Source organism: Aminobacter niigataensis (assembly GCF_946995915.1).
GTDB classification, from domain to species: Bacteria; Pseudomonadota; Alphaproteobacteria; order Rhizobiales; family Rhizobiaceae; genus Aminobacter; species Aminobacter niigataensis.
Genome location: NZ_OX341517.1, coordinates 1,564,551 through 1,589,785 on the forward strand (window position 1 = coordinate 1,564,551; position 25,235 = coordinate 1,589,785).

Here is a 25,235-nt window from a genome sequence, read left to right on the forward strand (position 1 = left end):
CATGGGCGAACATGTCATCAAGCTTCCCGACGTAGGCGAAGGCGTGGCCGAGGCCGAGCTCGTCGAATGGCACGTCAAGATCGGCGATCTCGTGCGCGAGGACGCGGTGCTCGCCGCCGTCATGACCGACAAGGCAACCGTCGAGATCCCGTCGCCGGTCGATGGCGAAATCCTCTGGCTCGGTGCCGAGATCGGCGACACTGTCCCGGTCGGTTCGCCGATCGTGCGCATCAAGGTTGCCGGCGACGCACCGGCCGAAGCTGAGCCAGCCGTCGCGCCGGCTAAGGCGAAAAGCGACGTCGAAGCCACTGTTTCAGAATCTCCGAAACCAACTCCTGCGCCGGCTAAGAAGGTCGAATCCGAACCAGTTGTGAAAGCTCCGACACCGTCCGGAGCGCTCAAGCCCGTGCCGCGCGCCTCGAACTTCGGCCTGCCGCGTCCCGAAGGCGAACGTCCGCTCGCCTCTCCGGCCGTCCGGTTGCGTGCCAAGGAAGCTGGCATCGACCTGCGCCAGGTCCCGGGCACCGGGCCGGCCGGGCGCGTGACCCATGACGATCTCGACGGCTTTGCCGCGCGAGGCTCGGCTGTTCCCGCTGCAGGGCTGCAGGCGAAGACCGAGGTTGAGGAGATCAAGGTCATCGGCCTGCGCCGGCGCATCGCCGAGAAGATGGCGCTGGCCAAGTCGCGCATTCCGCACATCACCTATGTCGAGGAGGTCGACGTCACGGCGCTCGAGGAACTGCGCGCCAAGCTCAACGCCTCGAAGAAGCCGGACAGGCCGAAGCTGACGCTGTTGCCCTTCCTGATGCGGGCGCTGGTCAAGGCGGTGGCGGAGCAGCCGCAACTGAACGCGATCTACGACGACGATGCCGGCATCATCCACCGCCATGCTGGCGTCCATATCGGCATGGCGGCCCAGACTCCGGGCGGGCTGATGGTGCCTGTCGTCAGGCACGCCGAGGCGCGCGACCTGTGGGACTGCGCCACCGAGGTCAACCGTCTCGCCGACGCCGCCAAGGCAGGCACGGCGACGCGCGAGGAGCTGACCGGCTCGACAATCACCATCACTTCGCTGGGTGCCATGGGCGGCGTCGCCACGACGCCGGTCATCAACTATCCGGAAGTGGCGATCGTTGGTGTCAACAAGATCATGATCCGGCCGATGTGGGACGGCACGCAGTTCGTGCCGCGCAAGATGATGAACCTGTCGTCCAGCTTCGACCATCGCGTCATCGACGGCTGGGATGCTGCGGTCTTCGTCCAGCGCCTCAAGGCGCTGCTCGAAGCGCCGGCAATGATCTTCGTGGAGGGCTGAGGCTGTGAAGGAAATCTCCTGCAAGCTTCTCGTCATCGGCGCCGGCCCCGGCGGCTACATCTGCGCCATCCGGGCCGGCCAGCTCGGCGTCGACACGGTCATCGTCGAGGCGGCCAAGCCCGGCGGCACCTGCCTCAATGTCGGCTGCATTCCGTCCAAGGCGATGATCCACGCGGCCGACGAATATCTCAAGGTCAGCGAGATGGCCGGGGGCACCAGCCCGCTGGGCATCAGCCTGACGGCGCCGGTGCTCGATCTCGCCAGGACCGTTGCCTGGAAGGACCGCATCGTCGGTCGCCTGACCACCGGCGTTGCAGGACTGCTCAAGAAGGCCAAGGTCAAGTCGGTGCAGGGCTGGGCGCGCTTTCGCGACGGCAAGACCGTCGAGGTCGACACCGAGACCGGCCTGCAGGTGATCCGCGCCGAGACCATCGTGATTGCCACGGGTTCGGTCCCGGTCGAGCTGCCGTTCCTGCCTTTTGACGGGAAGGTGATCTCGTCGACCGAAGCGCTGGCGCTCAAGCAGGTGCCGCAGGCTCTGGCCGTTGTCGGAGGCGGCTACATCGGGCTCGAGCTCGGCACCGCCTTTGCCAAGCTCGGATCCAAGGTCACCGTGGTCGAAGCCTTGCCGCGCATCCTGCCGCAATACGATGCCGAGCTGACGCGGCCCGTGGCCAAGCGGCTCGACACGCTCGGTGTCAAGGTGCTCACGGGCGCCAAGGCCAAGGGACTGTCCTCCAAAGGCGACGCGCTGCTTGTCGAGACCGCCGATGGCGGCGAGCAGAAGATTGCTGCCGACAAGGTGCTCGTCACCGTCGGCCGCAAGCCTCTCGTCGAAGGTTGGGGCCTCGAAGAGATCGACCTCGACCGCGATGGCCGCTTCATCCGTATCGACGAACAGTGCCGCACCTCGATGCGCGGCATCTATGCCATTGGCGATGTCACCGGCGAGCCGATGCTGGCGCACCGCGCCATGGCCCAGGGTGAAATGGTTGCCGAGATCGTCGCCGGCCACAAGCGCAGCTGGGACAAGCGCGCTATTCCCGCCGTCTGCTTCACCGACCCGGAGGTCGTCACCGCTGGCCTGTCGCCCGACGAAGCCAAGAACCTCGGCATCGAGATCAAGTCGTCGCAGTTCCCGTTCTCGGCCAATGGCCGGGCCATGACCTTGCAGGGGGAAGACGGCTTTGTCCGCATCGTTGCCCGCGCCGACAACCATCTGGTGCTCGGTATCCAGGCGGTCGGCACGGGTGTTTCTGAGCTTTCGTCGGCCTTCAGCCTGGCAATCGAGATGGGTGCGCGGCTGGAGGATATCGCCGGCACGATCCACGCCCATCCGACCCAGGGCGAAGCCTTTCTCGAGGCCGCGCTGCGCACGCTTGGCCACGCGCTCCACATCTGACGTGGAGCGCGTGCCCCGCGTCACCTTGTGGCTTGTCTGCGCCCGCCGGTTAGGCTAACAAGCCCACGCACTGGACGACCAGTGTCTTGCACATTCGGGGACGGCCCCATCCAAAAGATGGCGCCGATCAATTGTCACCCCGACCCAATCTCATCCTGAAAAATCGCGAAAACGCTGCGGGCCGGCGCTTGGCCACCCGTGGGCGCACTCGGCTGCGTCTGGATCCCGGGCTTGCTTCGGCGGCGTGCGCTTTTTCATCACCAATTGAACAGACCGGAGAGGCGCTGTGGCGGGACCGATAGAACAGTTTGAAATCAAGCCGATTTTCACCCTCTTCGAGCTTGCGGGGCAGGAAATCGCCTTCACCAATTCGGCCGCCTACATGGTGGGCGTGGCTGTTTTCGGCGGGCTGTTCCTGCTGCTGTCGACAAGCGCCCGGGCCCTTGTGCCGTCGCGGCTGCAGTCGATCACCGAGCTTATCTACGAGTTCGTGTCGAAGACGCTGCGTGAAAATGCAGGCGAGGGCGGCATGAAGTTCTTTCCGCTGGTGTTCTCGCTGTTCGTCTTCATCCTGATCGCCAATCTCGCCGGCATGTTCCCCTATGCCTTCACGGTCACCAGCCACATCATCGTGACCTTCTCCTTCGCCATGATCGTTTTCGCCACCGTCACGCTCTACGGCATCTGGAAAAACGGCCTCGGCTTCTTCCGGCTGTTCCTGCCGTCCGGCGTGCCGCTGGCGCTTTCGCCGATCATCGTGCCGATCGAGATCGTGTCCTACATCTCGCGGCCGATCAGCCATTCGGTGCGTCTGTTCGCCGTCATGCTCGCCGGCCACATCACGCTCAAGGTCTTTGCCGGCTTCGTCGTCAGTCTCGGCAGCATGGGAACCCTCGGCATTTTCGTTGCGATCCTGCCGCTGGCGATGACGGTCGCGCTGACCGCATTGGAACTGCTGATGGCGGTGATCCAGGCCTACATCTTCACCATGCTGACCTGCATGTATTTGAACGACGCCCTGCATCCCGGGCACTGAACGCAGCGGCAAAATTCAAAGCAAAAGGCCCGCCCGTTGTGGCGGGCCTTTTCGTTTCGGGCCCGGTCACCAGAAGCGCGCTTCCGCGTGAGCCTCAGCCGAATGGAATGCGCCGTATCGTAACGTCGTCGAGCTTCATGGCTCGTAGAACGAGAGCCCAGGCTTGACGGAAGGGGCGGCCGAACTCATGCCACAGTTTCCTAATGCTGCGCTTCGTCTTGCGACGCGGCTCCGAGAAGCGAGATATGTCGATCGTGCTGTTGAATTCGCCGACGGCTTCGGCTTCGACGGTGCTCCGCTGTCTGACAGGCGCAGGGATCATCTGGTAGACCTTCATGTCGTCGATAACGGGCTGCCCGAACACGAACATGTCCAGCGGGGTGGCAAAGTGCTCGGAGACCTCGATGAGCCGAGCGGCGGCGGCCCGCGAGACGATGTAGCAGGCGCCACCTTCGTGCAGCGAGTGCAGCCTGCGGAGCGACCTGGTCGGCCCCAGGGCAATGCAGTCGTTGCCGACTGCCGCCTTGGTTCCTGTCGTCTCGAGTTTGACGATGTCCGCACCCGCCGGGATCCAGCTTTCGCCGGCAAGGAAGCGGCTTGCGGCAGGGGACAGCCAGGCGTCGTCTTCGACGACCGCCGCGAACTCTTCGCCCGAGTGGAGGAATGCCTGCCAGGCTGACCGATGGCTCAGGAAGCAGGCTGCTATGGCTGCCGGCATCCTGTGCCTGGCCACAACATCGTCGCCGAGCGCGAGGCCGTCGATCGCCGGGATGCGGATGTAGGACAGGCTCAGGCGCTCGAATTGTTCTGCCATGAATGCCAGGCGCCCGGGCGAGCGGTCGAGATTGATCAGGTAGCACTTCATGGCAGCTCCGCCTCACTCCTGGCGCGGAACTTCTAGCAGAGTTGTCGGGGCAAACGAACTCCCTCGCAGACGCAGCAAGGCATCCACGGGATCGGTGTCGGGCGCCCCGCTTCCAAAGGTGCGTTCATGCCTGATCGATCGGGCCGGTGTCCTCGCAGTCGATCTGCCGGCTCTGGTTAACCATCGATTAACCAAGCTCTTGCCTGTGGAGCTAAATTAGTGCTCACTAATCTTGCTGAGGGGTTCAAGTGGTGGCGGGAGAGTGAAAAATGACGTTCCGCGAGGTTCGGGAGCAGTTGAGAATTGTCGGAGTCCTGATCAGCAAGAGGGGCAGCAGCATTCGGGTCAACCATTTCGGTGGGATGCCCGAGACTGCATGTTTCACTTCAAGCCTGGACGAGGCGCTAACGGCCGGCCTGTCCATGGCGAGGCCAAAACACCTGCCGAAAAACTGGTGCGCGCATCGTTAGTCGTCATGGCTGCATGCATCGAGGAAGCTCCCGTCCGGTAGCGGGGCGCCGAGGACGTCACCAAGTCCACGGCATTGGCATGTCGTTGTTGCTCCTCATCGCGGGAGCCTGGGGTGCTCTGCCAGAATCATGATAGGCTGGAGGGGTTGAACCTCCCATCCTTGGCCCCGCCGGCTTCGGCTGGCGGGGCTTTTTCGTGACGACCGTTTTGGTGTCGATGGGGTCAGCGACCTCGCAACAGTTCAGGTACCCGCACCAGCAGGAATTCTGCGGCGAATACCGTCACTGCACCCACGACGATCGAATGGGTGAGCATTTCGGCGAGCACTTGTGGCAGACCGCCGGACAAGGCTCCCGCCAGTGCCGGGATACCCAGACCCGCCATGAGACCGAGGGGCGCGACCAGGTTCTTGACTGCCGAGCCGCGATCCTGGCTGGCCATCTGGATACCGGTCATGACAACCGTGGCGGCTGCCGGCAAAAACAGGCCGCCGACGACCGCTGCCGGTGTTGCGACCAGCACCGCCGCGACCTTGGGCAGGAAGGCAAGCGCGATGAAGATGAAACCGGCGACGCGTACGACATGCCGGCTGGCGACGCCCGTCAGCCTGATCACGCCCAGGTTCTGGGCGTAGGCAGTGGTGCCGAAGCCGCCGATCAGGGCGGCAAGCATCGACCCGCCCGCCTCGCCGGCGATACCGGCATTGACGCGCCTGTCGGTGAGTTCGACACCGGTCAGCCGCGCGGTGGCCTCATACATGCCCATGGCCTCGACGACCGCCACCACGAAGACGATGCACATGGTGATGGTGATCGCAGGGTCGAAGGTGAGGGAGCCATAGGGCAGGAGCTTGGGGAAGGCGATCCAGGGTGCCTGGCCGACGCCCGAGAAGTCGAGCTGGCCGAGGCCGAGGGCCAGGGCGTCGCCCACGATCAGGGCGATCAGGAAGCCGAACATCCGAAAGGTGCCGCCCAGCGCTGAGCTGACCAGAACGACTGCGGTTGTCACGCAGGCGAGAAAGATGCTCTGGCCGGTGGCAAAATTCGACGTGCCAATGCCGCCGAAGAACTCCATGAAGGTGAAGCCGGCAAGAGCTATGCCGACCAGGGTGATGATGGTGCCCGAAACAGCCGGGGAAAGCAGCCGCCGCAGCCGAGCGAATTGACCCAGCACCGACAGGATAAACACGAACGCCGCCCCGATGATCAGCCCGAGACTGGCGGCCGAGATGGTGCCGGCCTTGTAGTAGCCGATCGCCAGCGGAGAAAACGCCGAGGACGGCCCCTGCACCACCGGCAGCCGCACCAGCTTGGTGCTCTGGACGACCGTGACAATACCGGCAGCAAGGAAAGTCGCCGTCACAAGATTGGTCGCCAGGGTGGCGGAAAAGCCCGCCACCGAGGCTATGAAGATCGGATCGAGCCAGGCATTCGACACCAGCGCCTGCTGCAAACCCAATGCGATCCGGCGCTGGGCGGGGATGATCTCCTCGACATCCCCGACCACGCCTTGGTCTACGTCATGCTCGCCCGCATGGGCATGAACATATTCAGCCATGATACCTCCTCCCAGAAGTATGTGCCGCCTGCGCGGCGTTGAGTGATGTTGTTGGCTAGGCTTCGAGGCACTGCATGCGGCGCGAATGCCGGGCATGCTCGGCAAGCACGTTGCCGAGCTCGGCCATCACCGGGCGGCCGTCCTCGACCAGGATCTTGCCGTTGACGACGGTGGTGCCGGCGACGGCCGGGCCACAGCGCAACCAGGCTTCGACAGGGTCGCTGTGGGCGCCAGCGAGAGCCACCTCCGACATGCTCCAGAGGACGAAATCGGCGCAGGCGCCGGGCCGGAGGTGGCCGATCTCGTCTTCCCAGCCAAGGCAGGCCGCGCCGCCGCGGGTTGCGATATCAAGCGCGTCGCGTGCCGACATCGAATGGGGCCCGTTGCGGTAGCGCCCGAGCAGCAGCGCGGTGCGCGCCTCCAGCCACATCGAGGCATGGTCGGTTGATGCCGAGCCGTCGCAGCCGAGCCCGACTCGCATGCCGCGAGAGCGCAGGCCCATGGCATCGGCCGAACCGCCACCAATCAGCATGTTGGAGCACGGACACTGCGTGGCGCAGACGCCGGCATGCGCAAGCCGGCCGATCTCCGCATCTGTGGGATAGATGAAATGCGCGACCCAGGAGCGCTTGCTGGCCCAGCCGACACGCTCGAAATATTCGGTCGGCGTGCAGCCATAGACCTCGGCGCAATACTTGTCCTCCTCCGGGTCCTCGGCGAGGTGGGTGTGCAGCCTGAGATCGTACTTGTCGGCGAGGCGCGCCGATTCCGACATGATGCGCTCGGTGACTGAAAACAGCGAGCACGGCGCCAGCGCCACCCGCGTCATCGCGCCTGGCTTGGCGTCGTGATACGCCTCGACCAGACGGATACTGTCGTCGAGGATGTCGTCCTCGCGCTGCACCACCGAGGCCGGCGGCAGGCCACCATTCTCGACCGAGCGCGTCATCGATCCGCGCGTCGCATAGAAGCGGAAACCGATGTCGGTGCTGGCGCGGATCTGGGCGTCGATCAGCTTGGGCTTGGGATGGACGTACATGTGGTCCATCGAGGTGGTGCAGCCGCCCATCAGCAGTTCGGTCATCGCGACATAGGTCGAGGCGTAGACGGATTCTTCCGTCAGGCCCGCCCACATCGGATAGAGGCCAGTCAGCCATTCGAACAGCGTGCCATTGGTCACCGGCGCGTAGGATCGCGTCAGGTTCTGGTACATGTGGTGGTGGGCATTGATCAGGCCGGGCGTGACCAATCGGCCATGCGCGGAGATGGTCTTCGCAGCGGCCGGTTCGTCGCCGGCCTTGCCCACTGAATGGATTCTCTTGTCTTTGACGGCGATCCAGCCGCCGGCGATTTCCCAACCGCGATCGACATACACGTATGCGTCACGGACGAGCAGGTCTACGGACATGCAACTTCTCCAGGTCGGTTCTCATTCGACTCGACGAAGCTGCCTTTCAGCCTCGTCGCGCTATGAGCCCTGTCCCTGGAATTGCGAGTTCCGGATCGTCATCGACTGGTAGGTTGAGCGGGCTTGCTCTGATCATGCTGTCTGGAAGCCGACTGACGCTGCAGTCGCCGTCCTCACCTGAGCGAAAGCTCGCGCGTTCGCATCATCAGGCATTGGCGATGCAATCGTAGATTTGCCCTTGTGTCAAATTATTTTCATTTGAGGGATGCTGCGCGGCAGAGCGGGCCGCGCCGCAACGGAGGCTCGGCTATGGGCTTTTGCGCTTGGAGATCAAACGAACGGCCCGCCCGGATGCTCGATCCAAGCGGGCCATTGGCATTGCGTAGGTGGCGGGGGCGGGTGGCCGACGCAACGCTTGCACGCTGCATTTAAGGCGTCACGTCGGCGTTACCCCACCTGCCCATTATGCATCTTACTCCGCGGCGGCTGGCAGGCAATTAGCTCAATGGATGGATGGCAGGGGCTAGGCCTATTGCATCAGAACGACATCGGTCTTCTCGAACTTCGTACGTCGCCAGCTGCCCTTTCGTCGGCGCTGCGCTCAGCATGAGCTTGGCTCGCGAAACCTGCGGAACAGCAGGTCGCTCATGATCGCAAAAAGTATACGATATACTATTGATATTGTGCATAATATGGCCCTGAGAAAACCTCTCTGGGGGTGATCATAGAGCTGCTCCAACTCCAGGATCGGTTTGGCTCGCCAAGCGAAGCCGCAAGCCTAACTCCAAGTTTGGAAATCACATTGTTTGGAAAGGCGGTAACCACTCAGGAAGCCTTACAGGCCTCTTGTGTCATATCGTTGATGCATACGATGTTGACATTAAATTGTATACATGAAACGAATTGGCAATTGCGCTTTCCAACTCGATCTCGGGAGGAAACTGAGTGCTGCAGGACGCCGATGTCGTTCTTTCGGTCCGTAATCTGAGGACCGCTTTTGTCACCCCTGCCGGCGTTGCCCGGGCGGTTGACGACGTAAGCTTCTCGCTCAGCCAGAACGAAATTCTCGCCATCATCGGCGAGTCCGGTTCCGGCAAGACGGTGACCGCGCTGTCGCTGATGAAGCTGGTGCCGACGCCACCGGGCAAATATCTCGGCGGTGAGATCGAGATCGATGGAAAGAACATCCTGGCCCTCAGCGAGCGCGAACTCGAAGACGTGCGCGGCAAGACCATCGGCATGATCTTCCAGAACCCGCGCGCCTCGCTCGATCCGTCGTTCACGGCCGAGTTCCAGCTCGTCGAGACCTTGCTGCGGCACAATCCCGAACTCGATCGCAAGGCCGCACGGGCCGCCGCCCGCGCAGCACTGATCGAGGTCGGCTTCGCCGATCCGGACCGGGTGCTGGCAAGCTATCCGCATCAGCTCAGCGGCGGCATGTGCCAGCGCGTCGGTCTGGCAATGGCGCTCGCCTGCCAACCCAAATTGCTGATCGCCGACGAGCCGACGACCGCGCTCGACGTCGGAGTGCAGGCGAAGATCCTGCTGCTGCTCAAGAACCGCAGCCGCGACACCGGCCTGCCGATCGTCTTCATCACCCACGACATCGGCGTTGTCCGCGCCATCGCGACGCGTGTGCTGGTGATGTATGGCGGCCACGTGCAGGAGGAAGGTGCGGTCGAAGATCTGCTCGCCACGCCGCATCATCCCTATACCCAGGCGCTGATCCGCTCGATTCCGGACCCGGACGAGGACCACGGCAGCATGAGCTACATTCGCGGCGAGCCGCCAAACCTCCTGGCGCCGCCGAAGGGCTGCCGGTTCGCCCCGCGCTGCGAGCACGCCATCGGCCGCTGCCGCGAGGAGGTTCCGGCGTGGCACAATCCCGAGCCGGGACGTTACGTGCGCTGCCACCTGTTCGACCTGGAGGCACGGCAATGAGCGCCCAGAACCTGATCGAAGTTCGCGACCTCAACAAGGCCTTCACGGTCAGGCGCGGCGCCTTCTTCCGCCGCACGACCGCAAGTACCAAGGCCGTCAACAATGTCAGCCTCGATATCAGGAAGGGCGAGATTCTTGGCTGCGTCGGCGGATCAGGCTCGGGCAAATCGACGCTCGGCCGCATGATCCTGCGGCTGATCGAGCCCGACAGCGGCGAGGTGCGTTATGACGGGCAGAACCTCGGCGCCCTTTCCCAGGAAGAGATGCGGGGCTTCCGCCGCCGCATGCAGATCGTTTTCCAGGATCCGTTGCAGTCGCTCAATCCGCGTCGGACCGTCGCCGAGAACGTCGAGCGGCCGCTGCTCAACTTCGGTACTCCGAAGGCCGTCGCCCGCCGGCGCGTCGAGGAACTGCTCGAGCTTGTCGGCCTCGATCCGACGCAGTCCTATCGTTATCCGCACGAATACAGCGGCGGCCAATGCCAGCGCATCGCCATCGCCCGCGCCCTGGCGCTGGAGCCGGAATTCCTGTTCCTCGACGAGCCCGTCTCGGCGCTCGACGTCTCGATCCAGGCGCAGATCCTGAACCTGCTGGGAGACCTTCAGAAGAAGCTCGATCTCACATTCCTGTTCGTTTCCCACGACCTGAAGATCGTGAAGCAGTTCTGCGACCGTACGATCGTCATGTATCGCGGCAATATCCTTGAGACGGGGTCGAGCGAAGCCGTCTACCGCGAGCCGAAGCATCCCTTCACCCGCGATTTCCTGGGAACCGTCCTGCACGTGCGCGGTGACATGCGCTGGGAGCAGGCGGCCGAACGCGCCGAAGACCTCGAGGGTACGGCCAAGCTTGGGGGCGCGTGCTGCCCCTATGTCGGCAATTGCGCGGACTGCTTCGATGCGTGCCGCGGATCCGCACCTCCGCTGATCGAAATAGAAAACCAGCGGAACGTCGCCTGCTTCCTCTACGACCACCGCTGAGGGGCGGTGGCGCGGAGGAAGAAACATCTGTCCAACTGGGAGGAAAAGCACGATGTTTCGGAAGTCCAACGCCTCAAGACAAATAGCGCGCCGAATGCGCGATCGCCTGGCCGGCACCGCTCTTGTGTTGCTCGCCGCCAGCTTCGGCAGCACCGCGGTCGTCGACCTGGCCCACGCCGAGGGCAACACCATCGTGTTCGCGGTCGAGTCCGATTTCAGCCGCCTCGACCCGCACGCCTCGCGCACCTGGAACACCTTCAAGGTGGTGCGTCACATCTTCGAAACCTTCGTCGAGGAGGACCTCACCAAGGGTGGCTCCGAGACACCGGCGATCGTGCCCGCACTCGCCGAAAGCTGGGATGTTTCGGAAGACGGCAAGTCCTACACCTTCCACCTCCGCAAGGGCGTGCAGTTCCATGACGGCACGCCGTGGAACGCGGAAGCTGCGAAATTCAACATGGACCGGATGACGGACAAGAATTTCGAGTTCCATCAGCCCGTCTCGCCCGGCCTGATGGGCTGGATGTGGCAGGATCTCGCCGGCTACGAAGTGGTCGACGAGAACACCTTCAAGATCAATCTCAAGCAGCCTAATGCCGAGTTCCTGCGCCGCATGGCGGCCGGTGGCTCCGGTGCGCCGCGCATGATCAGCCCGACGGCGGTCAAGACCCACGGCAACGACAATGTCGAGCAGCATCCCGTAGGCACCGGGCCGTTCAAGTTCGTCGAACGTGTCGTCGGCGAGAAGCTGGTCATCGCCCGCAACGACGCCTACTGGAACGAGGCGCGCAAGCCGAAGGCAGACCAGATCGTGCTGCGTGGCATCCCGGAGGTCGCCACCCGCGAACTCGCGCTGGTCGGCGGCGAGGTCGACGTCATCGGCACGCCATCGCCCGACTCGCTCGAATTCCTCAAGCAGCAGGGCATGCAGATCATCTCGGGCGACAGCCCGATGCTCTATGTCATGTGGATCAATACCAAGGATCCGCATTTCAAGGATGCGAAGGTGCGCAAGGCGATGTGCATGGCCATCAACCGCGAGGACATGGCCAAGTATCAGCGCAAGGGCCTGGCACGGCCGTCCTATGGCGTCCTCAATTTCGGCGGCCCCGGTTACGACCCGGGCTACAAGGATTGCGAATACGATCCCGAGGGCGCCAAGAAGCTGCTTGCCGAGGCCGGCTATCCCGACGGCTTCACCACCCGCATGGACTGGACCTTCGGTGCCGGCGCCGACGTCAACACCAAGGGCGATGCGGAGTGGCTGCAGCGCGACTTCGAGAAGGTCGGCATCAAGGCGTCGATCGAGATGTTCGACAACAACACCTTCTGGGAAATGATGTCGAAGGGCATGCGCGACGGCACCGGCCTCACCTCGGCATCGTGGGGCGAGAGCACGTTTGCCTGGCTCGACCAGGTCCTTGCCGCCGGTGCGCTGCCGCCGAACTGCTGCAACTCCGGCTACTACAGCAACCCCAAGATCGACGAGTTGCTGTCTGCTGCCCGCGGTGCTGCGTCAAGCGAGGAGATGGACAAGAAGCTGCACGAGATCCGCGATATCATCGCCGGCGACATGGCCTTCACCTCTTACTACACCGCCATGTCGACTTATGCCGCGCGGCCCGAAGTCAAAGGCTTCGTGCTGGCGCCGCAGCACTGGTTCGACCTGACCGGCATCACCAAGCAGTAGACGTCACACATGTCCGGCCGGCCCGTTTTGCGGGCCGGTTGGCGGCGCAGTTGGGAGGCTGTCCGTGTCGATCATCGCTTTCATCGGAACCAGGATGCTCTATGCCGTGCCAGTGCTGCTCGGCGTGACCGTCATCGTATTCCTGTCGTTGCAACTCATTCCCGGCGACATCGCGCTCACCTTGCTCGGCCGCATGGCCACCCAGGCCCAGCTCGAGGCCCTGCGTCTGGATCTCGGCCTCGACCGGCCACTGCTCGTCCAGTACGCCGGCTGGCTGCTCGACCTGTTCCGTGGAGACATCGGCAACTCGATCTCGCAGCAATTGCCGGTTACCCAGATCCTCGGCCCGAAGATCGTCAATTCTCTGATCCTGATGGCGGGCAGCCTGGCGCTTGTGCTTGCCGCCGGCTTCCTGCTCAGCGTGGCGTCGGCACCCCGTTTCCGCACTTTTGCCGATCGCGCGGTCGTCGCACTCACCCTCGTTCTGGCCAGCCTGCCGGTGTTCTGGCTGGGCATCGTGCTGCTCTATTTCTTCGGCTTCAAATGGAAGCTGTTCCCGATTTCCGGCATGTACAACATGGTCAATCCGGGAGGCCTCGGCCAGTTGCTGCATCACATGGTGCTGCCGGCCATCACCACCGCGGCGTCTTCCATTGCCGTCGTCACCCGCGTCACGCGCTCGCGCATGATAGACGTGCTGGGCCAGCCCTACGTCCTTGCCGCCCGGGCGAGGGGACTGAGCCGCAGGCAGATCGTGCTTCGCCACGCGGTACGCAACACCTTGCCGACCTTCGCCAATATCGGCGGCCTGCAGATCGGCTATCTCTTCGGCAGCGTCATCTTCACCGAAATCATCTTCAACTGGCCGGGCGTCGGGCTCCTGCTATTCGATGCCATCATGCAGCGCGACGTGCCGGTCATCCAGGGTTGCGTGCTTGTCGTGGCGATCGTCTTCGTGCTCGGCAACATGGTCTCGGACGTCATCGTCCATGCCCTCGACCCCAGAAAGCGGTGAGACAACCATGAGCGTGACCTCCATGGCAACGACCAGTCCTGTCCCCAGCCAGCGCTTCAGCCCGGCGCGCCGCTCCAACCTCTATTTCGTCTGGCGCGGCGTGCTCGGCGATCCGGTGGCCCGCATTGCGGCGGTCATCATCCTGCTGCTGGTGCTTTGCGCGATCTTTGCGCCTTATCTCGCTCCGTTCCCGCCCAACGAGGCCGATCCCGCCCTGCGCCTGCAGGGGCTGGGGACGCCGGGTCACCTGCTCGGGCTCGATCACCAAGGCAGGGACATTCTCTCCCGCCTGATCTATGGCGCCCGCCTGACCCTGCTGTCGGGCGTTGTTCCGGTGATCCTGGGCGCGGCCATCTCGATCCCGCTTGGGCTGATCGGTGCATGGTATCCGCGCCTCGGCGAAGTGGTGATGCGGGTGATGGACGTCTTTTTCGCGTTCCCGATGGCGCTGCTGGCGATCATGCTTGCAGCCCTGATGGGGCCCGGCCTTGGCAACATGATGATCGCGCTGGTCGTCACCCTGATCCCCTACAACACGCGCGTGGTCTATGCCGCCGCGAGCCAGGAGCGCGAGCTCGCCTATATCGAGGCGGCCAAGGCGATGGCGACATCGGACCTCAAGATCCTGTTCGTCGAGATGTTGCCCAACGTGGTCGCCGCTTCCGTGGTCTACAGCTGCACCATCGTCGGTGCGGTCGTCATCACCGCGGCCGGGTTGAGTTTCCTGGGCCTCGGGGTCCAGCCGCCGATCGCGGAATGGGGCATCATGACCAGCGAGGGCAGGAGCTACGTCTTCGTCGCGCCGCATATCGCAGCACTCCCTGGCCTTGCGATCACCGTGCTGGTCATGGCGTTCAACCTGCTCGGGGACTCGCTGCGGGATTCGCTCGACCCCAAGACCAGGCTGCAGCTCGTCAAGCATCGCGCTGCGCCCTCGGCCGACGATGAAGGCAAGGCGTGATGCCGATAAAGACGGTCATCCGAAACGCGCGCATCCTGACACTCGACGAGCGCGATACCGAATATGCCGAGGCCGACATCGTCATATCGGGCGACAAGATAGAAGCCCTGGGACCGGGTGCTGCGAAAGAGGCGGGTGAGGGCGCCCGTATCATCGACGGCAAGGGGCTGCTTGCGATGCCCGGTCTCGTCAACGGCCACTTCCATTCGCCCGGAAATTTCATGAAGGGGGCGCTAGGCAACTCGCCGCTCGAGCTGTTCATGCTCTACGAGGTGCCGCCGCTGATGGATCAGGTGGCCTCGCCGCGCTTCGCCTATGTACGGACCATGCTCGGCTGCATCGAAATGCTGAAGCAGGGCGTCACCTCCGTCCACGACGACTGTTTCTTCGTGCCGGTGGTCACCGATGACGAGGTCGACGCTGTCATGCGCGCTTATGCCGACGCGGGCATTCGCGCCACGGTCACGCTCGACCAGCCCAATGTGCCCGAGCACCAGAAATATCCTTTCCTGAAGGATTTCCTTCCCCCGCATCTGCTCAAGCGCATGAGCGAGGTGCGGCTGATGACAGATGCCGAACTGCTTGGCTGCTACGACCGCTTCATGGCCACCTGGCATGGCACCGAGGCCGGTCGGTTGCGCTGCGCGGTGTCATGCTCGGCGCCGCAGCGCGTGACGCCGGCCTATCTGCAGGCGCTTGGCCGGATCGCACGTGAACGCGACATTCCCTACAACATGCACATTCTCGAAACCCGCCTGCAGCGGGTGCTTGGCCAGGAGAATTATGGCAAGTCGCTGATCCGCTACGTTCACGACATGGGCGTGCTCAATGAACAGGCGATGGTCATCCATTCTATCTGGGTCGACGATGACGATATCGCGCTGCTTGCCGGGTCCGGATGCTCGGTCGCGCACAATCCTGTGTCGAACCTCAAGATCGGCAGCGGCGTCATGCCGTTCCGACGGTTGCAGCAGGCGGGCATCAATGTCTGCATCGGCAATGACGAGGCCTCTACCGATGACGGCATCAATCTTTGGACCGTGGCCAAGGTTGCAGGCCTCGTGCACAATATCGGCGACCCCCGATATGACGACTGGCCTCGGCCGGTCGAGATCCTGACCGCACTGACGTCGGGCGGCGCGAAGGCCATGCGGCTGCCGCAACCCTCGGGGCGTCTCGCGCCCGGCTTCCAGGCCGACATCATCCTGCTCGATCTCAATTCGCTGGCGTTCACGCCGCTAAACGACCTGAGGCGGCAGCTCGTCTATTGCGAGAACGGCTCCTCGGTCGTCACCGCCATGGTTGGCGGCGAGATCGTCATGGAGAACCGCAAGCTGCTGACCGTCGACGAAGACGCGATCAAGGCCGAGGCACGTTCGCTTGCCGGGGAATTCTCCGAATACATGGCACGCTGCAAGTCGGCCGCCGACGAGCTCGAGCCGTACTATCGGCAGATGTATCTTAAGGCGCTCGACACGCCGGTCGGCCTGAACAGATGGGCCGGCCCGATGGTGCCGTAGCCAGCGCCGTTCGCCACAACAATCAATTGCGACAACCGGATAGTTTCCAGCATGACCACGACACGAGTGAAAGCGCGCTACGTCATCGGTTTTGACGGTCAAGGCCATAGGACGATGAAGGACGCGGAAGTCGTCTATCGTGGCGACACCATCATCTTCGCCGGACGCGGCTATGAAGGGCCGGTGGATCAGGAGATCGACGGCGGCAACGCCATCCTCGGGCCCGGCTTCATCGACCTCAACGCATTGGCCGATCTCGACACGACGGTGCTCGCCTTCGACAACCAGCCTGACTGGGCCAAGGGCAGGGTCTGGCCGGAGGACTATGTCGCATCGGGTCCGGTGGAGATGTATTCCACCGACGAGCAGACCTTCAAGATGAAGTACGCCTTCGTCCAATTGATCCGCAACGGCATCACCACAGCACTTCCGATCACCTCGATGTTCTATCGCGAATGGGCCGAGACCTACGACGAGTTCACCCGCTCGGCCGACAGCGCCGCTGAAGTCGGCATCAGGGCCTATCTGGGGCCATGCTACATGACCGGGGTCTCCCTGATCCGCGACGATGGCAGCTTCGGCGTCCATTGGGACGAGGAGCGCGGGCTCAAGGGCCTGGCGTCTGCCCGTGACTATGTCCGCAAGTTCGATGGCGCCCATGATGGCCTGGTCCGGGGCATGCTGGCGCCGGACCGGATCGAAAACTGCACCCCCGAACTCATTCGGCGCTCAGCCGCGGTGGCCGAGGAGCTCGACTGCCCGATCCGGCTGCATTGCTGCCAGGGCCTCGACGAGTTCGACAGCATCGTCGGGCGCTACGACAAGACCCCGGTCGAATGGCTCTCGTCGCTGGGCTTCCTGTCGAAGCGCTCCTTGCTGCCGCATGGCGTCTACGTCACCGGTCACAGTGCCATCAAGCGCACCGGCAACGACGTCGACATTCTTGCCGCTTCCGGTGCCGCGCTGATCCACTGTCCGCTGGTGCTGTCACGCTACGGCGGGATGATGGAATCCTTTGCCCGGCTCAAGAAGGCGGGCATCCCCCTCGGCCTCGGCACCGACACCTTCCCGCCCGACATGGTCGAGAACATGCGGCTCGGCATCAGCCTGTGTCGCGTCGCGGAGGGCGATGTGTCGGCCTGCAGTTCAGCCGATTTCTACAATGCTGCCACGATCGTCGCCGCCGATGCGCTCGGCCGTCCGGATCTTGGGCGCCTCGCCGTCGGCGCCAAGGCCGACATGACGCTGTTCGACCTCTCGGCCTTCGAACTCGGCCAGGTCATCGACCCGATCCAGACGATGATGCTGAGCGGCACCGGCCGCGACTTCAAGATGTCGATCGTCAACGGGCGGGTGGTCATGAAGGATCGCCAACTGCCGGGCATCGACCTCGACGCCTATCGCCATCGGGCGCAAGCCCAGTTCGATGGACTGATCGCCAAGTATCCGGCACGTACCTGGCGTCATCCTTCAGTCGACGAGATCTTCAAGCCATCGTTTCCGTTGGCGTGACACGTGGTTGCCGGCGCGCATTTTTCGCGATGTCCAAGCAGCCTCGTTTCGAGGCTGCTTGGGCAGACCGCGAACCTGTCCGGCCTCGCTTACGGTTTGGCGAGACGGAAGTCCGCCGGCTCGATACCCATTGTGAGCATGCTGGGCTTCAACTCAGCGAGTGCATCAACTCGGTAGGCGGCCGGCAAGTAGACCCCATACATGTCGACCATCACCGCGTCATTGTGGAGGATGGTCTGGACCTGCTTGTAAAGGTCGCAGCGCTTGGCGTCGTCTGCGGTCGCAACAGCCTGGTCCAGCAGTTTGTCGACTTCCGGATTTGCATAGCCGGTACGGTTGGTGCCGATGGCATCCGACTTGTAGCTCTTCACCAACATGACGCCGGCATCCGGCACCTGGGCGGAGTCCTCGATCAACATCATCTGCGGAATCGAGTTCGGGTCCTTCAGGCTGGCGAGATAATTCGGAAAGGCAATCGGCTCGAGCTCCAACTCGACGCCGATCTCACGCAGGTTGGACTGGAACAGCGTCGCTTCCTGTTTCATCATGTCGAACACGGGTTGGAAGTTCATCTTGAGCTTCAGGTTGCTCGCACCCGCCTCGGCAAGCAACGCCCTGGCGGCGTCGAGGTCGCGCTTCACCTCCGGCAATTCGGGACGGCAGTCGAGACGGGCCGGCAAAGGTCCATTGGCCAGCGCACCAAAGCCATCGCGGATGCCGCGCAGGCCACCGGAATAGTCGTAGACCATACGTAGCGCCTTGCGGACCTTGGGATCAGCGGTGGGGCCGACACGGGTGTTGAATACCACTTCGGCCTGGTAGCTGGTGTTGATCGGGACAACTTTGAGCGCCGAGTCCGCGGCGATCGTGGCGGCGTCGCGGGCCGCAAAGTTAAAGGCAACGTCGATGTTACCTGCCCGCAGTTCATCGCGAAGCGTCGAGCTTTCATCGATGCGACGGAACACGATCGACTGCGGACGTCCCTCCTCGTGAGCCCAGTAGTCCTTGAACAGGTCGATGACCACTGCCTGCGACTGATCGCCAACCACATAGGGGCCGCTGCCTGCGTCATGAACCTGGAGCCAACCTTGGCCATCGTTGTCACCAGCATTGGCGGCGACCAATGCGGAGTTGAGGATGTAGATCTTGCTCAGCGACGGCAGAAAAAGCAGGTTTGGATTGGACAAATTGATGGTGAAGTGGGTGTCATCGGTGACGGTGGTCGACTTGTAGTCGCTCACCAGCGAGCCGACGCCGGCGCCGAGACGCTTCAGGCGGTCAAGCGTGTAGGCAACGTCCTTGGCCGTCAGCGCCGTCCCGTCATGGAATTTCACACCGGAGCGAAGCGTAAAGGTGATCGACCTGGCGTCGTCCGAATAGGCGTATTCGGTCGCCAGGCTCCCGATGAGCGTGGTCTCATCATAAGTCACCAGCGTGTCGTAGACTGCGCTGATGACAGCGTTGGTCTGGTTATAATCGGCCCGCAGGGGATCCAGCGTGTTGATCTGACCGCTTCGCCCGACGATGATCGTGTGGTCACGATCCGCGGCCAAGGCCGTCGAACCGCCGAGACCAATCATCCCGGCGACTGCGCCGGCGCCGACGCTCGCAAGGAGCTGTCGCCGGCTTTGCGATAACGCGGCCAAAAAGAATGCATGCATAGTTGTACCTCCCATATGATGAATGGATCTGCCTTTTTGGCAAAGGCTGCTCGCAGCGGTTTGTGATCTAGGTCGTCGCCAGCACGGCTTCGTCACCGGTGACGCTCCGCGGTTCCCGATTGATCAGCGGCAAGAATTCTTCGTCGGGAAGATGAGAGCCGCCTGTCGTCCACAGGACATGAACAGCATTTGATCCTGCCCCTGCGGCGAGCAATTGCGATAGGCCGCAAAACGGGGCTGCCGCCGAGGGCTCAAGCCTCAAGCTTTCCTGTTCCCACAGGCGCTGTACCCAAGCCACCATGTCTGCATCCGTGCATGTCAGGCAGCCGTCGACCAATCGATCCATGAGCCGCGCCACCAGCATGGAAGCAGACGTTACCGCCAAACCGTCTGCAATGGTCTCGCCATTCAGGCCTAAGTCTTCCAGCGCTATGGCGATATCGGAGCCAGAAGCCAGTTGAACCAACATGCAAGGCGCGTTGACCGGCTCGATAAAGTAACAGCGAACGGCGTCGCCAAGTAACGCTTTCAACCCAAATGTGATGCCACCCGGCGCGCCGCCCACACCACAGGGAAGATAGACATTGGCTGGTGTATCCGCGTTGATCGCGATGTCGGCCGACTTGAGTTGCCTGACCAGATCGAACGCCGCTGTTGAATAACCGAGAAACAGGGCACGGGAATTCTCGTCATCGATAAAGAAGGATGATTGATCCAACTCCGCGGACGCTCGTGCCGCAGCCACCGCTGACGTGTAGCTACCCGGATGTTCGACTATTGAAACGCCGATGCGCCGCAGCCGGTCTTTTTTCCAACTCTTGGCGTCCTTCGACATGTGCACTTCGGCCTTGAAGCCAAGCGACCGTGCGATTGCGCCGACACTGAACCCAAGGTTTCCAGTTGATCCGACGATTATCTTGAATCTGCTGAATGTTTCGGCAGCCTTCGGGCTATCCAGGGCCAGAGTGTCCTCGGGCGAAGAAATAAGCCCAGTGCTGAGGGCCAATTTTTCCGCAATAGTTAACACCTCATAGATGCCGCCTCTTGCCTTAATAGTGCCAGTTATTGGCAAGTCATGATCAGTCTTAACAAAAATGCGACTCTCTACAGCCGCATTTGGAAACAATGAGGGTATGTCCGATATTTCGATCAAGTCAGAGTCAATACGCCCATTTGTCGCCACTGTCTGGGGGAACAGTCTGGCAATTAGTGGCTGGAACCGTATCCATCGCGCTTGAGCTGCTTGAATGTCCGTTATGTTTATGTCAAGGCTCGGAATAACAACATATGATGAATCTAATCCTGGATTCATCCATATATATGGTTCGCGATTCAGCACTTCTTGCGGAATTGTCTCTGGTTTATTTTCCATATTCCCATCATCTTGCAAACTATATAATCGTGATTAACGGGAATTGTTAATTCGATACTGAGAAGTTACAAGCCAGTATTGCTAATGCCGGCATTAGGAACGATGATGCGCACGCTCGACCCAACGATGGCCGCAGATCTCTTTGTGTTTTCCGAAGTGACGGCGTGCGGGAGCTTTACCGGCGCTGCCGAGCGAATGCGTGTCACCCAAGGCGCGGTCAGCCAAAGAATTGCGCGTTTGGAAAAGCGGTTGGGCGAGCCGCTTTTTTTCCGGGGTTCGAGGGGGCTCGCGCTTACTTCCATGGGGGCGTCGCTGGCCGAAGCAGTCAGGCCCGCCATGGACCAGATTGCTGAAGCGTTGCTCAAGCTTGGAGGCCCGTTTCAGCCGCGCCGTCTACGGATCAGCTGCTCCGGCTCGCTGGCGCTGGATTGGCTGGGCGGTCTCATCCTGCAATTCCAGACAACGGAGCCGGCGATCGAGATCGAGTTGGTGGCGGAGGATGACCTGCCGGAGATCGCCAAGCTACGCCGCGAAAGCATCGACCTTGCGATTCGCTACGACAGCTCGCCGCCACAGGGGCTCATGATACTTGCGGTCCTGGACTCGTTGATCTTCCCGGTATGCACATCGGAATTGCGAACCAAGCTGGCTCGCGACAAAGCATGTTCCTTCACGCGCCTGCACGACGCGCATGCATGGCCGAAAGCCAGTCGCACGGCGGAGTGGGATGCAATCGACGCGGTGACGAGTGAGTTCGCGGATCGACGGCACAAGGACGTATACTTCAACTTGTCGAAGCTGGCTCTTCAGGCTGCGGCCCAGGGGGCAGGCGTGGCAATCGGTCGAACTCCTCTGGTCAACCAGCAAATCTTGAACGGCAGTCTCGTTCCGGCAACATCGGCCCGGCCGATAGTCGCGGCGCGGTACTATTTTCTTTCATTGATGGATGCGGTGCCGAGCGCGGCTCTCACCAGTTTTGTGAGCTACGTGTGCGATGCGTGGCCGTCACCGCTCCAAACAGCCTGATGGCGGCGGCGGCAGACCGCCGCGCCGCCTCGACAGAATAGCGAAGCAGCCTCGCGGAGGCATGCAGGTCCGGGCCCTTGGCGCATGCGCCTTCCAACTGGTCGAACTGACCTCGAAGGGACGAACCCCATTTTTCGTTGGTCCCAATCGACTTATATGTTAGGAAAAACTAATTCCTCGTAGGGGTGGCGGGTAGCAGCGCATAAGCTGCGTCGGCCATGGCTGGAACCCGGCCGACGAGGCGCATGGACGGCGGAGGATAAGATGTTGGCATGTCATCTTGCCAGAGGCGGCGGTTGAGCATGGGCTCGACGGGTGAGCCTTGGCGCGTCGGCGTCCTCTTCTCGCAATCCGGAGACACCGGCGCGATCGAGGAGACCCAGCTCAAGGGCACGATGCTGGGCATCGCCGAAATCAACGCGGCGGGCGGCATCAATGGTCGCGAGATCGTGCCGATCATCTACGATCCGACATCCAGCACCGAACTCTATTCCCATTATGCGCGGAAGCTTCTGATCGAGGATCGGGTCACGACGATCTTCGGTTGCTACACCTCGACAAGCCGCAAGGCGGTGCTGCCGCTGGTGGAGCGGGTCAACGCATTGCTGTGGTACCCGACGCGTTACGAGGGCTTCGAGTTCTCGCCCAACATCATCTACACCGGGTCGTCGCCCAACCAGAACACGATCGAACTGATCAACTACCTGCTCACGACCCACGGCAACCGATTCTACCTGCTGGGCACCGACTATTGTTATCCCCGGCGAACCAACCGGATCGTGCGCGATCTGGTGTGCGGCCAAGGCGGCACCATCGTCGGCGAGGAATATTTGAGTTTCGGTGCCAGCCCGAACGATATTCGGCCGATCATCCGCGACCTTCGCAACAACAAACCCGACGTCATCTTTTCGACGGTCGTCGGCCAGGCGATCTCTCACTTCTACCAGGCCTACGCCGACGCCGGCTTCACCCCCGACAACATGCCCATCGGCAGCTTGAACACCTGCGAGGCGGAGTTGCGGCTGATGGGAACAGACGTCGGGGCCGGGCACATCACCGCTGCGACCTATTTCGAGAGTGTGGAGAATGACGAGAACGACCGCTTCGTTCGTCTCTTCAAACAGCGCTTCGGCGAGGACGAGTCGACCAACATGTGCGCAGAGGCGGCATATTTTCAGGTTCACCTCTTCGCCCAGGCCGTCGCCGAGACCAACAGCATGGACACCGACACCTTGCGCCCGGCGGTGCTCGGCCGGGAGATCGCAGCCCCTCAGGGGCGGATCGGCATCGACTACAAGAACAGCCACGCCGAACTCTGGACGCGGATCGGCAAGGCGGACGACCGCGGCCGGTTCGATATCCTGCGGGAATCGATGGTCGCGCTGCGGCCCGACCCATTTCTGGTGACATGAAGGTGACCGACTTGGTTGAGAACTGCGCAAACGAGGATCGGTCATGAGCGGCCCGCCCACTCGGAGTTCCCCTGGCGCAGGTGCTGACGGTTCGCAGCGTGCAAGCGGTGCGCAACCAAGGGCTACGCGCGGATCGGGAGGCGTGCAGGCGGAATTGCGCCAGTCGACGGTGCTTCTTGTGCATCCGCGCGACGGCCAGGGCGATGCCGTCCTGCGTGAGGTGAGGCGGGTCGGATGCCGCGTGGAGATGACTTGGCCAGCGCCAACGCTGCCGCCGATCGGCTTCGACTTCGCACTGGTGGCAATCGATGCCGAAGTGCTTGCCACGGCGCCGTGGCTTTCCGGAGCGCCGCCGGTGCCCGTCGTGGCGGTCGTGGACGGGGACAAGGGTGTACCGGTCGACGTGCTCAGGCTTTCCAACGCCCAGGCGGTGCTGGTCAAGCCGTGCCAGCCGGCGGCCATACTGTCCAACCTTGCTCTGGCGCGCAACATATTCAGCTACGAGCGGCGGCTGCTGAACAAGGTGGCGAAGCTCGAGGAGACGCTGCATGCCTCACGCCAGATCGAGCAGGCCAAGCTCATCTTGATGACGCAGAAGAAGCTGCGCGCCAACGAGGCGTACGACTATCTGCGACGGCAAGCCATGACCAAGCAGATGTCGGTTGCGGCAATTTCTGCGGCCCTGGTTGACGCCTACGGATTGATGGAATAACATCTAAATGTTCGTGAGGCCTTTGGGTCTTCGATGGCTCCAAGCGAGCCGACTTTCGCAGCAAAAGCGCTGCGCTCCATAGAGGATCAAGATTGACCTCGCGCAAACTCAGGTTTCTGAGTGCGCGGGGTTTTTGCGTTTTTCTACCAACTGCGGATCGCACTGGAGAAAACACGCCAAGAGTTCTGAGGTAGACAGCAACTGACCCTGACGGGTCGGGACGAATACTTATTGCCTGAGCAGAACTATCACCACGGCCGGCCTGAGAAGGGCGGCCGAACCTTGGACTATTGCCAAATGCAGGAGGTAGCTATGGCGCAGTGGAAGCTAGACAAGGAAGTTGACTATGAAGTCTTCGAGCTTGGAGATCTTAAACTCCAGAAAGGGATGACCCTTCCTGACGCCAAGCTGGCATACAAGACGTTTGGCAGGCTGAACGCCGACAAGAGCAATGTCATCGTCCTGCTGACCTACATGGCCTCCACTCACTACGACAACCAGTGGGTCATCCGGGAAGGCGGCGCGCTCGACCCGAGCAAGTATTTCATCGTCATCCCCAACGTCTTCGGCAACGGTCTGTCGTCCTCGCCGAGCAACACGCCGGCGCCCTACAACAAGGCGCGCTTCCCGCATGTCACCTACTACGACAACATCAAGGCGCAGCATCGCCTGCTGACCGAGAAGTTCGGCATTACCAAGATCAAGATGGTCACTGGCTGGTCGATGGCCGCCGCGCAGACGTTCCATTGGGCTGCGCTCTATCCCGATATGGTCGAGACGATCTGTCCGACTGCCGGCTCGGCGAAGACGGCAAAGCATAACCATGTGATGCTTGAGGGCGTGAAAGCTGCGCTGACGGCCGACGATGCCTTCAAGGACGGCTGGTATGACGAGCAGCCCTTCAAAGGCCTGCGCGCCATGGGTCGCGTCTATGCGGGCTGGGGCTTCTCGCAGGAATTCTTCCGCAAGGAGGAATATCTCGAGCTCGGCTACGCTTCCGTCGAGGATTTCATCGTCGGCTATTGGGAGCAGTGGTTCAACCTGCGCGACGCCAACAACATGGTCGCGATGATCCGCACCTGGCAGTCCGGCGACATCAGCGACAACGAGCTCTACAACGGCGACTTCCGCAAGGCGCTCGGCGCCATCAAGGCCAAGGCGATCGTCATGCCGGGCGACTGCGACCTCTACTTTCCGCCGGAGGACAGCGCGTTCGAGGTCGAACACATGCCGAATGCGGAACTTCGCCCCTTCCGCTCGAGCCATGGACACTTCGCCGGCGGATCCGGCCTCAGGAAGGCGGATGTGAAGTTCCTCGACGAGGCTTGGCGGGAGCTACTGGCGAGCTGAGCCGCAACGCCTTTCTTTTCCGAACATGA

At 62.2% G+C, this 25,235-nt stretch carries 19 protein-coding genes; 14 read left to right on the forward strand and 5 right to left on the reverse strand.

All coding sequences use genetic code 11. The features are described from left to right. Window position 1 precedes the first annotated feature (1 nt). From O1Y97_RS07600 to O1Y97_RS07610, 3 genes are all read left to right on the forward strand, one after another. Window positions 2-1,315, forward strand: a complete 1,314-nt coding sequence (locus tag O1Y97_RS07600) for a dihydrolipoamide acetyltransferase family protein (protein ID WP_318763634.1) — start codon at window positions 2-4, stop codon at window positions 1,313-1,315. Window positions 1,316-1,319: 4 nt separating this feature from the next. Beyond that, window positions 1,320-2,717, forward strand: coding sequence for a dihydrolipoyl dehydrogenase (gene lpdA / locus O1Y97_RS07605; protein ID WP_318763635.1), 1,398 nt, complete (start codon window positions 1,320-1,322; stop codon window positions 2,715-2,717). 286 nt (window positions 2,718-3,003) lie between these two features. Then, window positions 3,004-3,753: a F0F1 ATP synthase subunit A gene (locus tag O1Y97_RS07610; protein WP_108606755.1), complete on the forward strand. Its 750-nt coding sequence runs from the start codon at window positions 3,004-3,006 to the stop codon at window positions 3,751-3,753. 94 nt (window positions 3,754-3,847) lie between these two features. On the opposite strand, the gene O1Y97_RS07615 is transcribed toward O1Y97_RS07610, so the two are convergent. The 3 genes from O1Y97_RS07615 to O1Y97_RS07625 all read right to left on the reverse strand — a co-directional run bounded on the left by O1Y97_RS07615 (window position 3,848) and on the right by O1Y97_RS07625 (window position 8,054). Beyond that, entirely contained in the window at window positions 3,848-4,618 is a 771-nt protein-coding gene (locus O1Y97_RS07615; RefSeq protein ID WP_318763636.1) for a glycosyltransferase family 25 protein, read from the reverse strand. A gap of 693 nt (window positions 4,619-5,311) precedes the next feature. Next, complete coding sequence (locus O1Y97_RS07620) at window positions 5,312-6,646, reverse strand: uracil-xanthine permease family protein (RefSeq protein WP_318763637.1); 1,335 nt, start codon at window positions 6,644-6,646, stop codon at window positions 5,312-5,314. A gap of 55 nt (window positions 6,647-6,701) precedes the next feature. Further along, on the reverse strand, window positions 6,702-8,054 hold the full coding sequence (locus O1Y97_RS07625; RefSeq protein ID WP_183262504.1) for an 8-oxoguanine deaminase: 1,353 nt from the start codon (window positions 8,052-8,054) through the stop codon (window positions 6,702-6,704). 945 nt (window positions 8,055-8,999) lie between these two features. On the opposite strand from O1Y97_RS07625, the gene O1Y97_RS07630 reads away from it, so the two are divergent. The 7 genes from O1Y97_RS07630 to O1Y97_RS07660 all read left to right on the forward strand — a co-directional run bounded on the left by O1Y97_RS07630 (window position 9,000) and on the right by O1Y97_RS07660 (window position 17,673). Beyond that, a complete protein-coding gene (locus O1Y97_RS07630; protein WP_108606760.1) occupies window positions 9,000-9,995 on the forward strand; it encodes an ABC transporter ATP-binding protein in 996 nt (331 codons plus the stop codon). Beyond that, window positions 9,992-10,975 (forward strand): ATP-binding cassette domain-containing protein, encoded by a 984-nt coding sequence (locus O1Y97_RS07635; protein WP_183262503.1) that lies wholly within the window; start codon window positions 9,992-9,994, stop codon window positions 10,973-10,975. Before O1Y97_RS07630 ends, O1Y97_RS07635 begins: the two co-directional genes overlap by 4 nt. A 94-nt stretch (window positions 10,976-11,069) precedes the next feature. Then, window positions 11,070-12,665 (forward strand): ABC transporter substrate-binding protein, encoded by a 1,596-nt coding sequence (locus O1Y97_RS07640; protein WP_318763638.1) that lies wholly within the window; start codon window positions 11,070-11,072, stop codon window positions 12,663-12,665. A gap of 64 nt (window positions 12,666-12,729) precedes the next feature. Next, the gene (locus O1Y97_RS07645; protein WP_318763639.1) at window positions 12,730-13,680 is read left to right on the forward strand and encodes an ABC transporter permease; all 951 of its coding nucleotides are present in this window, start codon (window positions 12,730-12,732) and stop codon (window positions 13,678-13,680) included. A gap of 7 nt (window positions 13,681-13,687) precedes the next feature. Beyond that, a complete protein-coding gene (locus O1Y97_RS07650) occupies window positions 13,688-14,641 on the forward strand; it encodes an ABC transporter permease (protein WP_245439678.1) in 954 nt (317 codons plus the stop codon). Next, window positions 14,641-16,161 carry an amidohydrolase family protein gene (locus tag O1Y97_RS07655; RefSeq protein WP_245439680.1) on the forward strand — a complete coding sequence of 507 codons (1,521 nt, stop codon included), beginning with the start codon at window positions 14,641-14,643 and terminating at the stop codon, window positions 16,159-16,161. Before O1Y97_RS07650 ends, O1Y97_RS07655 begins: the two co-directional genes overlap by 1 nt. Window positions 16,162-16,212: 51 nt before the next feature. After that, on the forward strand, window positions 16,213-17,673 hold the full coding sequence (locus O1Y97_RS07660) for an amidohydrolase family protein (RefSeq protein WP_318763640.1): 1,461 nt from the start codon (window positions 16,213-16,215) through the stop codon (window positions 17,671-17,673). 89 nt (window positions 17,674-17,762) lie between these two features. On the opposite strand, the gene O1Y97_RS07665 is transcribed toward O1Y97_RS07660, so the two are convergent. Both O1Y97_RS07665 and O1Y97_RS07670 read right to left on the reverse strand, forming a co-directional pair. After that, complete coding sequence (locus O1Y97_RS07665) at window positions 17,763-19,334, reverse strand: ABC transporter substrate-binding protein (protein ID WP_318763641.1); 1,572 nt, start codon at window positions 19,332-19,334, stop codon at window positions 17,763-17,765. Window positions 19,335-19,401: 67 nt separating this feature from the next. Continuing rightward, window positions 19,402-20,706, reverse strand: coding sequence for a D-serine ammonia-lyase (locus O1Y97_RS07670; RefSeq protein WP_318763642.1), 1,305 nt, complete (start codon window positions 20,704-20,706; stop codon window positions 19,402-19,404). A gap of 105 nt (window positions 20,707-20,811) precedes the next feature. Here O1Y97_RS07670 and O1Y97_RS07675 point away from each other — a divergent pair, with 105 nt between their 5' ends. The 4 genes from O1Y97_RS07675 (at window position 20,812) to O1Y97_RS07690 (ending at window position 25,206) form a co-directional block, all read left to right on the forward strand. Next, window positions 20,812-21,732 (forward strand): LysR family transcriptional regulator, encoded by a 921-nt coding sequence (locus O1Y97_RS07675; protein ID WP_318763643.1) that lies wholly within the window; start codon window positions 20,812-20,814, stop codon window positions 21,730-21,732. A 302-nt stretch (window positions 21,733-22,034) separates the two neighbouring features. Then, complete coding sequence (locus O1Y97_RS07680) at window positions 22,035-23,144, forward strand: transporter substrate-binding domain-containing protein (RefSeq protein WP_245439682.1); 1,110 nt, start codon at window positions 22,035-22,037, stop codon at window positions 23,142-23,144. A gap of 142 nt (window positions 23,145-23,286) precedes the next feature. Continuing rightward, window positions 23,287-23,856 (forward strand): ANTAR domain-containing response regulator, encoded by a 570-nt coding sequence (locus O1Y97_RS07685; RefSeq protein WP_159091599.1) that lies wholly within the window; start codon window positions 23,287-23,289, stop codon window positions 23,854-23,856. Between the two features lie 312 nt (window positions 23,857-24,168). After that, window positions 24,169-25,206, forward strand: a complete 1,038-nt coding sequence (locus tag O1Y97_RS07690; protein WP_108606767.1) for an alpha/beta fold hydrolase — start codon at window positions 24,169-24,171, stop codon at window positions 25,204-25,206. Window positions 25,207-25,235: the final 29 nt, after the last annotated feature.

What these genes read in the sequence shown, in the direction of transcription:
- O1Y97_RS07600 (WP_318763634.1), top strand. Translation starts at nt 2, where the DNA reads ATGGGCGAACATGTCATCAAGCTTCCCGACGTAGGCGAAGGCGTGGCC.
- O1Y97_RS07615 (WP_318763636.1), bottom strand. Translation starts at nt 4,618, where the DNA reads ATGAAGTGCTACCTGATCAATCTCGACCGCTCGCCCGGGCGCCTGGCA.
- O1Y97_RS07620 (WP_318763637.1), bottom strand. Translation starts at nt 6,646, where the DNA reads ATGGCTGAATATGTTCATGCCCATGCGGGCGAGCATGACGTAGACCAA.
- O1Y97_RS07625 (WP_183262504.1), bottom strand. Translation starts at nt 8,054, where the DNA reads ATGTCCGTAGACCTGCTCGTCCGTGACGCATACGTGTATGTCGATCGC.
- O1Y97_RS07635 (WP_183262503.1), top strand. Translation starts at nt 9,992, where the DNA reads ATGAGCGCCCAGAACCTGATCGAAGTTCGCGACCTCAACAAGGCCTTC.
- O1Y97_RS07640 (WP_318763638.1), top strand. Translation starts at nt 11,070, where the DNA reads ATGCGCGATCGCCTGGCCGGCACCGCTCTTGTGTTGCTCGCCGCCAGC.
- O1Y97_RS07650 (WP_245439678.1), top strand. Translation starts at nt 13,688, where the DNA reads ATGAGCGTGACCTCCATGGCAACGACCAGTCCTGTCCCCAGCCAGCGC.
- O1Y97_RS07655 (WP_245439680.1), top strand. Translation starts at nt 14,641, where the DNA reads ATGCCGATAAAGACGGTCATCCGAAACGCGCGCATCCTGACACTCGAC.
- O1Y97_RS07660 (WP_318763640.1), top strand. Translation starts at nt 16,213, where the DNA reads ATGACCACGACACGAGTGAAAGCGCGCTACGTCATCGGTTTTGACGGT.
- O1Y97_RS07665 (WP_318763641.1), bottom strand. Translation starts at nt 19,334, where the DNA reads ATGCATGCATTCTTTTTGGCCGCGTTATCGCAAAGCCGGCGACAGCTC.
- O1Y97_RS07670 (WP_318763642.1), bottom strand. Translation starts at nt 20,706, where the DNA reads ATGGAAAATAAACCAGAGACAATTCCGCAAGAAGTGCTGAATCGCGAA.
- O1Y97_RS07675 (WP_318763643.1), top strand. Translation starts at nt 20,812, where the DNA reads ATGCGCACGCTCGACCCAACGATGGCCGCAGATCTCTTTGTGTTTTCC.
- O1Y97_RS07680 (WP_245439682.1), top strand. Translation starts at nt 22,035, where the DNA reads ATGGGCTCGACGGGTGAGCCTTGGCGCGTCGGCGTCCTCTTCTCGCAA.
- O1Y97_RS07690 (WP_108606767.1), top strand. Translation starts at nt 24,169, where the DNA reads ATGGCGCAGTGGAAGCTAGACAAGGAAGTTGACTATGAAGTCTTCGAG.